Genomic DNA, 12,905 nt, shown 5'->3' with positions numbered 1-12,905 from the left:
TTCAGTAACAAGAGGCGCAGGCTCATGGCCTCGCCCCCTCCAGAATCAACCAGCCAGCGGCCTGTGCTCGAGCCAGTAGCTGCGGGTCGGGATTAACGGCCACGGGGTAATCTACTTGTTCAAGCAGGGGTAGGTCGTTATGGGAGTCGGAATAAAACCACGTGGTGCCCAGAGCTGTCGCTTGCACTGAGCTCCAGTGCTTCAGCGCTTCTATCTTACCGGTTTGAAAGGGGCGCCGAGCACCGATTTCCCCAGTCAGTTCAAAATCGTTCCAAAGTATTTCAATTCCGAGTGCCTCGTGAACCCCCAGTGCCTTTGCGATTGGCAAGACTAAATGTTCGCCGGTGGCGGAGATGATGAGCAGTCGGTGTTGTTGTTGCCGGTGCCAATCAAGTCGCTGTTTCATGGCTGGACAAATACGTGGCTCGATTACTTCTACCACAAACGCATTTACGATATTTTCTAAGCGTTTTTTGCTCCAGCCCTTAAGGGGCTGCAGGCTGAACTCCATATATTCTTCGAGGTTAAGGCTCCCGTCCTGGTATTTTTCGATAAACCGCGCGTCCTTGTCGGTCGCCTGTGGGTCTGGATGCAGACCCTGATCGCGTAAGAAAGCTGTGAATAGGTGAGCGCTGTCACCGTGAATCAAAGTGTCGTCGAGATCGAAAATTGCAAGCATAATAAGCTCCTGAGTGTGAATAGGATTTTGGGAAAGATCTCCCCCGGCCCGAATTGCTTCGAGCCGGAGGCAAAGCTTACAGGTCGCCCAAGGGCGCTGTTGTGTTGGCTAGAGCCTTTGCTTCGGCCTCCGTCAGGGACCGGTCAAAGGTCACCAGGTCGGCAATGTCCAACTCTACACCTCGGCCGACGTTGTAGTGCCCATCGCCCCCTTCGCCGATATTTAACGGGTAAGGTGAAGCCAGGCTCGAGACAGAGCCGGTATTGATCTGCGACGCCTGGAAGCCGAACGTTGCATCTTGCAAGTACAGCGCAGCCTGACTATTGGTTATATCTATAGTGGCCACCGCAAAGATCCATTGATTCTTAGCCAGCGGCATCCAGCTGGTGTCTGCTCGGTGGGAGCCGTCTCCCAAATTAAGTTTGATGCTGTCGTCGGTCACGGTCACGATAAAGCCCGGGTTATAACCGCTTGCCCAGTCCTTATTAGAGAGAAGGTGGGGGTCACCTTGGATATTGCCATTAATCCGGAAGCGGAAACCGAAGGAGATCTGATCGTAGTTGGATAAGTCCTTGGCTTGGCTAAGGTAGCCCTGGCTGCGCTGTAGGTTGACCGCTTTGGTATTTGTGAAGGGACCGTCAACATAGGCTGGGGTGGCGGAAGCTTCAGACACCCACCCGAACGGGGCAACGGTTTCATTGAAGCTGGACAAGCTTTGCCGTTTGGTTAGTAGGCTGCCAAGGTCGACGGGTTCCGCTAAAGAGACTTTAACACGGCTGCTGACTGGCGCGCCTATATCAGCCTGCACGGAGTAAACCACGGCATGAGAACCCTCCCCGAGGTCTTCTAGTTTCAGGGAGTCAACGTAACTACTTTGCTCGGCGCTCATTTCAGCGATTCGTTTGTTGTCGCGATAGATAAAGACTTTGTTCACATCGCTAGTTGCCTGCCAGCTGAGATTAACGGTTGCCACTGTTGATTCAGCCTGATCAACTGAGGAAAGGAGCTTGTACGTGCCTAGCTCGCCAATCAGGGAAGGGCTAGCGAGTTGATCGTCGACCGCTGGGTTATGACCCAAATAGGTCATAACCGTTGGCATCACCGAGGTAATGGCGGGATAAGCCATTAGTGTGTTCTGTTCCACGTTATCGGACAGAGACAGTGGTGCTGCCGGAGTCGTCAGGAACTGGTTGAACATCTCAGGTTTGTTCACACCGATTACGCTGGTGCGTTCAATCACCGTATCACCGCCGTGGCCTCCTGCCTGACGATGGCCATGGTCGGATACGACCATCACCAACCAGTCTTCGTTCAGGTTGCGTTCACGATGCTCAACGGCAGCCATGATCTGCCCCAAGCGGGCATCGGTTTCGCTCAGTGCCGTTTCATAGGGTTCACACCAGCCGCAGGAATGGCCTGCGCCATCTACTTCATCCAGGTGAGTGAAAATAAAGTCGAGGGTGCTGTCTTCTTGTTCCAGCTCGTTCACCAGCTGTTCGGTGATGAACGTATCGACCGACTTACCTTCGGGGCGGGAAGCGCCGTCGATTCTCCGATCGATGCTCGACATTTCTTTGATCAGGTGACCGCTGTTAATAGGAGTCCATGATACGAAACTCCCGCTTTTAAGCGCCTGGTCTCTCTGTTCTAGTGTCGTGAAAATACTGTTGGTATCGACAGGTTTGCTGTTGTTACTTTGCACGCCGTGGCCATCCACCCAAGTACCTGTAAGAATGCTCGACCAGCTAGGCCCCGAATAGGAAGGCTGGTGCGAGGTGGTATTAAGCAGGCCCCCGGCGAAGCTTTTGGTTAGCGTGAATCGTGCAAAGTTTGGAGTTTCCGGCTCGTTGAGCTCGGGGTTGTCGACTACGTCAATGTAGTCGTACATCAACCCATCAATGCCTATCACAAGCGCTTTGCGGGTGGGTTCGGTTACTGGTGCTTCTGTTTCAGGGCTGGTGACATCCGCACTGGCATCTTTTTTATCGCTGTCGTTGCAGCCACTTAGTGCGACGAGCGCTGCGGTAGCTACAGCTAGGTGTTTGCTCTTTGGGCGTTTCCGAATAGGCATCGTGCTATTTCCTTATCAGTTTTTAGATATTGGATGTCAGCATAGTGAGTTCTGGTATATGCCAGATGTAGTGTAAGGAAGGATTTTGACGTAAAGATGTCAAAGTTATTGCAGATGGGTCGAATGAGTGAGGGTAGGGGGCCCCCTCTGTCAGCCTAGTTGTCCAGTTGGCAATTTCGCCTGAATATAACTTATCAGGGGCGGCATGGGAGCATTCATGCCACGTTATTCCGAAGAACGTAAAGCCGCCGTGTTGAAGAAGTTGTTGCCTCCGCAGAACCGAAGTGTGGTGTCGGTGGCGGCAGAGGAAGGCATCTCCGATGTGACTCTGCATAGTTGGTTGAAACAGTGTCGACAACAAGGAATGCCCGTGCCAGGTAATCGTAATACCGGGGAAGACTGGTCCCCTGAGGCCAAGTTAGCCGTTGTAGTGGAAACGGCTTCTATGTCCGAAGCCGAACTCAGTGCTTATTGCCGTGAAAAAGGCCTGTATCCAGAGCAAGTGCAGCGCTGGAAAGAAGCTTGCCTGCAAGGCGCTGGCATGCAGCCAGACCGGGACAAAGTCGCTCAGAAGCAACAAAGGGATTCCCGAAAAACCATCAAGAAGCTGAAGGCCGAAGTGCGCCGTAAAGGTAAAGCTCTAGCTGAGACGACGTCGCTTCTGGTGCTGTCAAAAAAGCTCGAAGCCTTGTACTGCGAAGATCCGGACAGCGACGAGGATGTCTGACACCGCTGGATGAACGTGCAAGGCTCTGGAACTGTTTGATGAAGCCGTTTCCGGTGGTGCAGCCCGATTCAAGGCCGCAGAGTTGATCGATATGAGTGAACGCACATTGAAGCGTTGGCGAGGTGCTAACGGCACCGTTGCAGAAGATCTGCGTCCGGATGCAGAGCGGGCTGAACAGCCCCATAAACTCACACAAGCCGAGGAAGTGGCCATTCTGAGTGCGTGTAATCAACCCGAATACCGGAGTTTACCGCCCTCCCAGATCGTGCCGTCGCTGGCCGACAAGGGTCTTTATCTGGCATCGGAATCCTCGTTTTACCGGGTGTTGAACAAGCACCAGCAACAAAACTACCGAGGGCGCATGAAGCCTCCTCGCAAGGTGCCGGAACCGACTAGCTTTACGGCGACAGGCCCGAACCAGGTCTGGAGTTGGGACATCAGTTATTGTCCTTCAACGGTGCGTGGTCAGCATTGGTATCTCTACCTGATCATGGACATCTACAGCCGCAAGATCATTGCTTGGGAGATCCATGAAGCGGAGTCGGGAGAACTGGCGAAAAAACTGGTTGAACGCGCTCTGCTGCGAGAGGGCTGCTGGCACAATCCGCCCGTGTTGCATTCTGATAGCCGATGACGTCTTAGACGCTCAAGGCCCGGCTGGCCGACCTGGGCATGCTGATGTCGCACAGCCGCCCGAGAGTTGAGCAACGATAATCCATACTCGGAATCGTTGTTCCGCACCGTCAAATACTGCCCGGAGTGGCCCTCAAAGGGCTTTAAATCGCTCACGGCTGTGCGTGAGTGGATGCTGGCGTTCGAGTACGCCTACAACGAAAGGCATCTAGTGGCATCAACTTCGTGACACCGGCCGATCGGCATCGTGGCGTTGATCACCAGCGTCTGGTGCATCGGAAAATGGTTTATGAAAGAGCAAAGCGCCGGAATCCACAGCGTTGGTCTGGCAATACCCGGAACTGGGAAGTCTCTGGACCGGTATCGCTCAATCCTGGCAAATTGCAGGAAGTTGAGCTTAATAAATTAGCTGCTTAGATGCAGCTATTTGGACAACTGGGTTGAAAATCGCCGACGGTGTGGTGCAATAAGCCCAGACGTAGGCTTTGTGGGTCTTCTTCTTGCCCGGAGCCAGCATGCTTATCGGTGTTTCATCGGCGTGCAGAACGCCGTGTTCCAGCAGTGCACTTCTAGGAGCATTCACCAGCGGTTGCAATTGCACACTGCAAGCGCCCACCCACTCCGCCAGAGTGGAGCGCGGGATGGCGAGGCCAGCACGACCGAAGGTGCGTTCTTGGCGGTATAGCAGTAGATGATCCGAGTGCTTGGCCAACCGCACCTGAGCTAGTAATTCGGCGGTGGGAATGCCTTTATTGATGAGCTGCGCAGGCACCGGTGCCTGAATCAGAGTTTCCAGGCCGATTTGCCATAAAAATGTCACTCTACCGTGAACTCGCCCGGCACGTAATCCAGCTTTTCACTGACGTCTTCACCTATGCGCATGAGCTGGCAGCCAAAGCGGCATTGGGTGCTTTCAGGTTCGTGATGGATCAGTGTGCGGGGCAGTTCGGGCGGCAGTGATGTCTTTAGAATAGGTTGTAAGAGAGTTGGCACGAGCCCTATGGGGTAATGCCGAGAAAGTAATGATTTAATTGGCCCTCAAGCTCACGATTGAAGTGCTCTGCTGAGATCATGTGCTCATGCATTAGCCGGCGAGCAGCTTTGGCATCTTTGGTTCTGAAAGCCTCTAAAAGCTCCTGGTGGTAGGCTAGGTTGGCGCACGAAAATTCGCGTTGTTCTGGTAAAGCTGATTTTTTAAAAATTACTAAGTCGCGAATCATATCGTTTACGAACCGCCCGATGAAAGCCAGCATGGCGTTACCACATCGTTTGGCTAACAGTACATGAAAATCGAGCTCTGCTATTCGCTGCTCAATCCGTTCTTCAAAGGTTTCTGGATCCGCTTTACAGTGGGCAATAAGACTCGCCAAATTAGCTAGATCCTCTTCGCTTAAGTGTGGAGTGGCCAGTGCAGCGATCTCGGGCTCCACTAAGGTGCGGAGTGCGTATATTTCTGGTCCTGAGGGTTGTTCGAAGTGTAGGAAGTTGCGCAATAGTTCACTGGCTTTCTCATAGGGTACTGGTTCTAAGACCGCGCCTCCATTGGGGCCTGTGCGAATCGAAATAAGCCCTTGAACCTCTAGGGACTTTAGGGCTTCCCGAACCGTTCCCTTCGAACACTGAAATTGCTCCATCAGCTCGCGTTCGTTAGGCAGGCGATCTCCAGGCTGCATTCGGTTGAGCGCAACCCAGCGCTTTACCGAATCGACAATTTGGTCTGAGCGTTTAACCCGCTTTGGAATCTGTAAGTTCTGGCCGTTCATCAAGTTTGGCTATCTCCTGTTAAAGGGACATCTTGCCATAGAGCGCTTTTTTTTTCGAGTCGGTTGAATTATTGTATTTATTCGCATAAATTAAGTGCATAAATTCTGTCCAGTCACGGGAAGCCGTTGCTGATATGAGCGAGCACTATCAACCGTTGGAGATTCGATATGTCATATTCATCAAGTTTTAACTGGGAAGATCCGCTACTGCTGAGTCAGCAGCTGAGTACCGAAGAGCGTCAGATTAGTGAAGCTGCCCGAGCATACTCTCAGCAAAAACTTCAGCCGAGAGTATTGAGTGCCTACCGCGAAGAACGCTTTGACCGCGAAATCATGTCTGAGATGGGCGAAATGGGCCTGCTCGGTGCGACCGTTTCTGAAGAGTATGGTGGGGCAGGATTGGGGCACGTGGCATACGGTTTGATTGCCCGTGAAGTTGAGCGAGTCGATTCTGGCTATCGCTCTGCTATGAGCGTCCAGTCGTCGTTGGTGATGTATCCAATCGAAGCTTACGGATCTGAAGAGCAAAAGCACAAATTCTTACCCAAGCTGGCTAGTGGCGAAATGGTGGGATGCTTTGGTTTGACTGAGCCGGATCATGGATCGGATCCAGGCTCTATGATTACGCGTGCTAAGAAGGTGGATAGAGGTTACCTGCTGAGTGGCCAGAAAATGTGGATTACAAACAGTCCAATCGCCGACATTGCCGTTGTGTGGGCAAAGTCTGAAGCTCATGAAGGTAAGATTCGGGGCTTCATTGTGGAGCGTGGCACCAAAGGTTTCTCCACCCCTAAGATTGAGGGAAAGCTAAGTTTACGAGCTTCCATTACCGGCGAAATAGTACTGGACGAAGCTTTTGTTCCTGAAGAGAACTTACTGCCTAATGTCAGCGGTCTTAGAGGACCTTTTGGTTGTTTGAACAAAGCCCGGTTTGGCATTGCTTGGGGCTCTATGGGCGCAGCTGAATTTTGCTGGCATGCAGCCCGCCAATATACGTTAGATCGTAAGCAGTTTGGTCGCCCTTTAGCGGCGAATCAGTTGGTTCAATTGAAACTTGCCAATATGCAAACTGATATCACTCTGGGTCTTCAGGCCGCCTTGCAGGTGGGTCGCTTGATGGATAACGACAGCTGGGCTCCAGAAATGATATCGATGATTAAGCGAAACAACTGTGGCAAGGCTTTAGATGTGGCCCGGATTGCTCGTGATATGCATGGTGGTAATGGAATTGCCGATGAATTCGGAGTGATGCGCCACATGGTGAACCTTGAAACCGTGAACACCTATGAAGGTACTCACGATGTGCATGCGTTGATTTTGGGGCGTGCCCAGACTGATATTCAAGCGTTTTGCTAATCACTGGTATCCAATAGAGCGGCGGGCTGCGGCCCGCTCAGGAGAATTACTATGGAGAAGCCTCTAGCTGGTATCCGGGTTTTGGATCTGTCGAGAATATTGGCTGGACCTTGGTGTAGTCAACACTTGGCAGACATGGGCGCGGAGGTGATTAAAGTCGAGCATCCAGAGCGGGGGGACGACACCCGTGGTTGGGGGCCACCCTATCTGGATGGAACCCACGAAGCCGCCTATTACCTCTCCGCGAATCGAGGCAAACGCTCCATCACTGTGGATATTGCGCAACCGGAAGGCCAGGCTCTGATTCGAGAGATAGTTACACACTGTGATGTGGTCCTTGAGAATTTTAAGGTCGGAGGGCTTAAACGCTACGGTCTCGATTACGATAGCCTTAAAGCAGTCAAGCCAGATCTCGTCTATTGCTCAATCACAGGGTTTGGGCAGACTGGGCCATACGCTGAACGGGCAGGTTATGACTTTCTTCTTCAGGGTATGGGGGGGTTGATGGATATCACCGGCCGACCGGATGACGAGCCTGGAGGAGAGCCGATGAAGGTAGGCGTGGCGGTGGTGGATCTGTTCACCGGCATGTACGCAGCCACATCAATACTATCGGCTTTATTAGGTCGGAATCGGACTGGTGAGGGTACGTGGATTGATGTTGCGCTAATGGATGTTCAAGTTAGCATGCTTGCGAATCAGGCTATGAATTACCTGACATCGGGGCAGTCCCCGCAACGTATGGGCAACTCACACCCCAACATCGTTCCCTACCAAGCCTTCAGTACCTCTGATGGCCACATTATATTGGCGGTTGGTAATGATGGGCAGTTTCGGCGTTTCTGTAAGGTAGCGGGTGTATCTGATTTAGCCTTAGATGAGAGGTTTGTTAGCAATCGAAGTCGGGTACAAAACCGTAAACTACTGGTATCTAAAATCGAGAGTTTAATTCGAGCTAAGCCAACGCGCTTCTGGCTTGAGGCTTTAGAGCGCGAAGGAGTACCTTGTGGGCCGATCAATTCGATTGAGCAAGTGTTTGCTGATCCGCAAGTGCAGCACCGAGGGCTGAAGGTGGCGATGCCGCATGAGGAAGCTGGCGAAGTGAATTTAGTGAGTAATCCAGTCCGTTTCAATAATAATCTTATGAATGCTGACACGCCTCCACCCGGATTGGGAGAACACACTAAGAGCGTGCTGTCCGAGCTATTTCCTGGCCGTGACGACTATCTAGACAGCCTGCGAAGCAAAGGCGTTATTCGGTAAGACTGCTTTCCTCTAAGCACCTTTTAATGCGCTGCCACGACTTGATGGGAGCGCTTGTTTTCGTCTCTGTGCCCCCCCCCCCGCCAACTGGTCCTTTGGAACTAGCAGGCGCCAGACGAAGATGAGTTGCCTATATGATATTTTCCGGGATTAGTTGACCACTACACAGAGAGATTTCCTCCTCTTCATTGTCGGCAGAGATCAGCCATGTCGATCAGCGGATAGCGCTACGTCTTTTTGCTGCTCTAATAGATCTAGCCGGTGCGTAAGTGCCTGGCTAATCGAGGTGTAGGCGGTACTGCCCAAAGCGAGCCGTAAAGGTGGGCGCGTTGCGTCGGTGACGGCAATCATGGCGTCGACTGTTTTGTGAGCATCGCCCTTAATGGCGAAGGCGCCCGAGGCTAACGCACGACGTACTTCACCAGCTGGGGTGTCTTCATAACAAGCCATAATCTGTGCACGATCCAGTCCTTCGACGAAATTAGTACCGGTTGGACCAGGTTCAACAATCAGAAAGTCTATACCAAACGGCGCAACCTCCTGAGCAACTGATTCCACAAAGCCTTCGATTCCCCATTTTGTTGCATGATAAAAACTGAAGTTCGGATAGGCGATCTGCCCGCCTTCGGAAGAGAGTTGAACAATGCGACCACCACCTTGAGCTCGTAAGTAAGGCAATACAGCCCGAATAAGCTGGATAGAGCCCGCCAAATTCGTTGCGATTTGCCGTTCAACTTGAGCGCTACTGGCCTCTTCAGCTGCGCCGAAGAGCGCATATCCCGCGTTGCTTACAACTACGTCGATACGCCCGACCCGCATGAATGCGTCCGTAACCACAGTCTTTATGGCCCGCGCGTCTGTAACATCAAGCGCAAAAATATGCAGTTGATCACCATACTGCTCGGCCAGCGCCTTCAGTGCGTCAGGCTGGCGAAGTGTTGCAACCACGCGATCACCACGCTCCAAAAGGCGTTCAGTGAGAAGACGGCCGAGGCCGGTTGAGGTTCCAGTAATAAGCCATGTTTTAGTCATGATGCTAGCTCTTTAAAGAGAGGGAATGGACGACTAAACAGATACTAAAGGGTTATCATTGTGAGCGGAATGGATCATAAACGACATGAAGAGGTGAAATGAAATCATCAATAGGTTCACCAACCCTAAAGGATTTGTATGCATTCATGGCTGTGGCAGAACACCGCAGCTTCCGGCGAGCCTCTGAGCTGCTGGGAGTAACACGGTCGTCGCTTAGCCACACTGTGCGGAACCTGGAAGAAAAGTTAGGTACCCGCTTATTACACCGAACGACACGTAGTGTTTCTCTGACGCATACAGGCGAGCAGCTTTTTGCTCGCCTGGATCCTTTGTTGAGCAATCTGAATCAACTGTTGGAGGGAGTCGCAGACGCGCATGGCCGGCCAACGGGTACGCTGAGGATCAATGCAAGCGAAGTGGCTATCAGCTTACTAATTGAAACGTTGGTCCCGAAGTTTTTGGCCCGTTACCCTGGTGTAGAACTCGACCTGGTTGAGCAGGGGCAGCTAGTGGACATCGTTGGACAAGGATTTGATGCGGGGGTGAGGTTGGGTGAAGCAGTGCCTAAGGATATGGTGGCGGTTCGTCTGGGTCCGGATGTACGCTTTTTGACAGTTGCGTCGCCGGGTTATCTTAGAGTGCATCCGGCCCCGGAAACGCCTGATGGGCTTGCCGTACACATGTGCATTCGGCAACGCCTTCCCAGCGGGAAGCGGTATCGTTGGGAATTCCGTAAACACGATCAGGAAATTGCTCTCGATGTGCCAGGTACGCTTACGTTAGACAATAATCAACTAATGGTAGAGGCCGCGGCGGCCGGCGTAGGCATTGCTTATGTCCTGGAGGCGTATGCCCGCCCCGCCATAGACGAGGGAAAGCTAATTGTCGTGCTAGAAGATTGGTGCCCCTACATTTCCGGCCTGTCTCTATACTTTCCGCACAATCGCCACGTACCAGTGGGGTTAAGGGCATTTATCGATATGGTGAAGGAGGGCGTTGATTGAGTCAGTCAAACTCACTTTGGAGAACCAACTTAATGAGGTAACCGCCACGTTGGTTCCGCTTCGCGTACCAGTATGCTGATCCAGCTTACGAACGCGCGCACGGCTGGAGAAAGGTTTCGATTTTGAGGATACATGATTGATAGTGGCACCTCATGTGCCTGAAACGTGCTTAAAACACTCACCAAACGTCCGTCTCGAAGATATTTTTTGGCTATAAAATCTGCGATTCGGATCAGACCTAGTCCTTCCAGGCCGCATGTAACATAAGAATCGATATCGTTGACGGCCAGGTTCCCAGATACGCGGGTTAGACGCTCTTCTCCATCAACAAGAAAACGCCAATCAACCGGGCGTCCGGTTCGCCCCGACAGAAACTGAACTACACGATGACACTTTAGATCTTCCAAAGATTTTGGCTTGCCATATTGTTCCAGGTATTCGGGCGACGCACAGGTTGCCCATTGAAAGCTACCGATCCGGCGAGCGACCAGTACTGCTGAAGACTCAGGTATGCCAGCCCGTAACACACAATCAATACCCTCCTGCACTAAATCTACAGGGCGGTCCCCCAGGGTCAGGATAAGATCGATATCGGGATAGCGGCTTTGAAAACCCTTGAGGGCTGGTAAAACGACTCTTCGAGCGAAGGAGGGGGACATGTCGACACGAAGTTTCCCACGTGGTGGCACTGTGCTTCCAGATAGCGCAGATTCAGCCGTATCGACTTCGTTTAGAATTCGCTGGCAGTGGTCGTAATAGTTAGCACCGTCAGGGGTTAAGCTGAGAGTGCGGGTGGTACGTTGTAACAACCGGGCACCAAGATGAGCTTCCAGATCCTTTATTGCCCTGCTTACGGTTGAGGGCGGCATTGAAAGACCATTTGCGGCATTGGCGAACCCGTTCATTTCAACAACGCGCACAAATATTCTCATGGCCCGAAGTTTGTCCATGTTTGAATCTCCAGGGGAAGCCATTAGGATCGTCATACTATGCCATTTTTTACAATACTGAAAACAATGTAGGTGGCTTTATCAGCTGCTCACCACCTCGATACACTAGCCCCTATTGTGGTTAAAGACTTACCTTGCTCATTCAAGACTTTACGACTCAGATGAGCAAAAACGAATCCGTAGCCACTTGGGTAATTATGCCGAAATATGGGATAGATTAATTCCGTCGTGATCACGTTATCGGGCAGGCTGCATAGGGAATTACTCCGCTACTGATACGTTAAACATCAAGGTGACAAAATGATTGGTATATCGCGCAGAAAGCTACTTATAGGATTCGGTGCTGTCGCTGCGAGCTCACTCGTGCCAGCCTTTGCTTTTAACCTACAGGCGATAATGCCGCCGGTCCGGATGGTCAGGACGAATGGCATAAATATGGCAGTGTATGAGGCCGGGTCCGGCCCGGCGGTGGTTCTGCTGCATGGATTTCCAGGGTTGGCCTTTACTTGGCGGCATCAAATTCCGGCGCTCGTCGCTGCAGGCTATCGCGTCATCGTGCCGGACCTGCGCGGTTATGGTCTTACAGATACGCCGACAAATATTGAATCTTATGATATTGCGCACCTGACAGGGGACGTGGCGGGTCTTTTGGATGCGCTTGATATCAAAAAGGCAGTCTTCATTGGCCATGACTGGGGTGGGCTGCTAGCGTGGCAGATGGCGCTACTCCATGAAGCCCGGGTCGCAGGCGTTGTTAGCGCCAATACGCCGTTTACTCCGCACTGGACACTCTGGTTACACCCGGACATCGTTGGTCCTGCTCTACCGAACGGTAAGACTTTCCTCGCTGACCCAAGTATTGATCCAATTGTGCAGATGAGGGAAGTTTACAGCCCTGAAATGTATGTCCTGAAATTCCAGAATGACAAAACAGCCGACACGATAATGAATCGTGATCCCCGTGCCACTTTGCGCAGCTCGATGCGTAAAGACCTCATGACCTCTGCAGAGTGGGGCAATTTGCCAACCGTAGTTACACACATGGAATATTATGGTCAGCCCCTACCTGATCAGCTGCCAGGACAAAGCGTCCTGAATGAACAGGAGCTGGACTTCTACGGCAAGCACTTTGAACGCACTGGTTTTACGCCAGCGATTAATTGGTATCGCAATTTGTCACGCAACTGGAAAGCGGGGCTGGATGTAGATCAAACCATTCATGTTCCGTCACTGATGATCTCTGCTGCAAATGATGTCGTTCTCCGGCCAAGCATGGCCGACGGGATGGATCCTTATGTGAAGGATTTGGAGAGGTGCGTCATTGATGACTGCTGGCATTGGACGCCGGAGGAAAAACCTCAAGAGTTCAATCGACTGATTACCTCTTGGCTGAAAAGACGCTTCCCGTCGTAATACCAATTAACTAA

Annotated in this window: 9 protein-coding genes and 2 pseudogenes; 5 read left to right on the top strand and 6 right to left on the bottom strand. The window is 51.9% G+C overall.

The features are described 5' to 3' along the window. Nucleotides 1-22: 22 nt before the first annotated feature. Together AADB16_RS14280 and AADB16_RS14275 are read right to left on the bottom strand one after the other, a co-directional pair. Entirely contained in the window at nt 23-679 is a 657-nt protein-coding gene (locus tag AADB16_RS14280; protein ID WP_410804218.1) for an HAD family hydrolase, read from the bottom strand. Between the two features lie 76 nt (nt 680-755). Then, entirely contained in the window at nt 756-2,750 is a 1,995-nt protein-coding gene (locus tag AADB16_RS14275; protein WP_410804216.1) for an alkaline phosphatase family protein, read from the bottom strand. 217 nt (nt 2,751-2,967) lie between these two features. Here AADB16_RS14275 and AADB16_RS14270 point away from each other — a divergent pair. After that, nucleotides 2,968-4,527, top strand: a pseudogene (locus AADB16_RS14270) (IS3 family transposase). A 13-nt stretch (nt 4,528-4,540) separates the two neighbouring features. On the opposite strand, the pseudogene AADB16_RS14265 reads toward AADB16_RS14270, so the two are convergent. Then, nucleotides 4,541-5,076, bottom strand: a pseudogene (locus tag AADB16_RS14265) (IS66 family transposase); the annotation flags it as partial. Between the two features lie 32 nt (nt 5,077-5,108). Beyond that, a complete protein-coding gene (locus AADB16_RS14260; protein WP_410804214.1) occupies nt 5,109-5,873 on the bottom strand; it encodes a FadR/GntR family transcriptional regulator in 765 nt (254 codons plus the stop codon). A 168-nt stretch (nt 5,874-6,041) separates the two neighbouring features. Between AADB16_RS14260 and AADB16_RS14255 the strand changes: the two genes are divergently transcribed. Together AADB16_RS14255 and AADB16_RS14250 are read left to right on the top strand one after the other, a co-directional pair. After that, the gene (locus tag AADB16_RS14255) at nt 6,042-7,229 is read left to right on the top strand and encodes an acyl-CoA dehydrogenase (RefSeq protein WP_410804212.1); all 1,188 of its coding nucleotides are present in this window, start codon (nt 6,042-6,044) and stop codon (nt 7,227-7,229) included. 51 nt (nt 7,230-7,280) lie between these two features. Next, complete coding sequence (locus AADB16_RS14250; protein WP_410804210.1) at nt 7,281-8,492, top strand: CaiB/BaiF CoA transferase family protein; 1,212 nt, start codon at nt 7,281-7,283, stop codon at nt 8,490-8,492. Between the two features lie 201 nt (nt 8,493-8,693). Here the strand turns inward: AADB16_RS14250 and AADB16_RS14245 are convergent, their stop codons facing one another. Then, entirely contained in the window at nt 8,694-9,524 is an 831-nt protein-coding gene (locus AADB16_RS14245) for an SDR family oxidoreductase (RefSeq protein WP_410804208.1), read from the bottom strand. A gap of 98 nt (nt 9,525-9,622) precedes the next feature. Between AADB16_RS14245 and AADB16_RS14240 the strand changes: the two genes are divergently transcribed. Then, nucleotides 9,623-10,528, top strand: a complete 906-nt coding sequence (locus AADB16_RS14240) for a LysR family transcriptional regulator (protein ID WP_410804206.1) — start codon at nt 9,623-9,625, stop codon at nt 10,526-10,528. A gap of 29 nt (nt 10,529-10,557) precedes the next feature. On the opposite strand, the gene AADB16_RS14235 is transcribed toward AADB16_RS14240, so the two are convergent. Next, nucleotides 10,558-11,478, bottom strand: a complete 921-nt coding sequence (locus tag AADB16_RS14235) for a LysR substrate-binding domain-containing protein (protein ID WP_410804204.1) — start codon at nt 11,476-11,478, stop codon at nt 10,558-10,560. 300 nt (nt 11,479-11,778) lie between these two features. On the opposite strand from AADB16_RS14235, the gene AADB16_RS14230 reads away from it, so the two are divergent. Continuing rightward, entirely contained in the window at nt 11,779-12,891 is a 1,113-nt protein-coding gene (locus AADB16_RS14230) for an alpha/beta fold hydrolase (protein ID WP_410804202.1), read from the top strand. Nucleotides 12,892-12,905 lie beyond the last annotated feature (14 nt).

Origin of the sequence: Marinobacter sp. KMM 10035 (assembly GCF_046537445.1) — a bacterium.
Classification (GTDB): domain Bacteria; phylum Pseudomonadota; class Gammaproteobacteria; order Pseudomonadales; family Oleiphilaceae; genus Marinobacter; species Marinobacter sediminicola.
This window is presented reverse-complemented; position numbering and strand designations above follow the sequence as displayed.

Excerpts from the sequence above, each read along its gene's own strand:
- AADB16_RS14280 (WP_410804218.1), bottom strand. The coding sequence starts at position 679 with ATGCTTGCAATTTTCGATCTCGACGACACTTTGATTCACGGTGACAGC.
- AADB16_RS14235 (WP_410804204.1), bottom strand. The coding sequence starts at position 11,478 with ATGGACAAACTTCGGGCCATGAGAATATTTGTGCGCGTTGTTGAAATG.
- AADB16_RS14250 (WP_410804210.1), top strand. The coding sequence starts at position 7,281 with ATGGAGAAGCCTCTAGCTGGTATCCGGGTTTTGGATCTGTCGAGAATA.
- AADB16_RS14240 (WP_410804206.1), top strand. The coding sequence starts at position 9,623 with ATGAAATCATCAATAGGTTCACCAACCCTAAAGGATTTGTATGCATTC.
- AADB16_RS14275 (WP_410804216.1), bottom strand. The coding sequence starts at position 2,750 with ATGCCTATTCGGAAACGCCCAAAGAGCAAACACCTAGCTGTAGCTACC.
- AADB16_RS14255 (WP_410804212.1), top strand. The coding sequence starts at position 6,042 with ATGTCATATTCATCAAGTTTTAACTGGGAAGATCCGCTACTGCTGAGT.
- AADB16_RS14230 (WP_410804202.1), top strand. The coding sequence starts at position 11,779 with ATGATTGGTATATCGCGCAGAAAGCTACTTATAGGATTCGGTGCTGTC.
- AADB16_RS14260 (WP_410804214.1), bottom strand. The coding sequence starts at position 5,873 with ATGAACGGCCAGAACTTACAGATTCCAAAGCGGGTTAAACGCTCAGAC.
- AADB16_RS14245 (WP_410804208.1), bottom strand. The coding sequence starts at position 9,524 with ATGACTAAAACATGGCTTATTACTGGAACCTCAACCGGCCTCGGCCGT.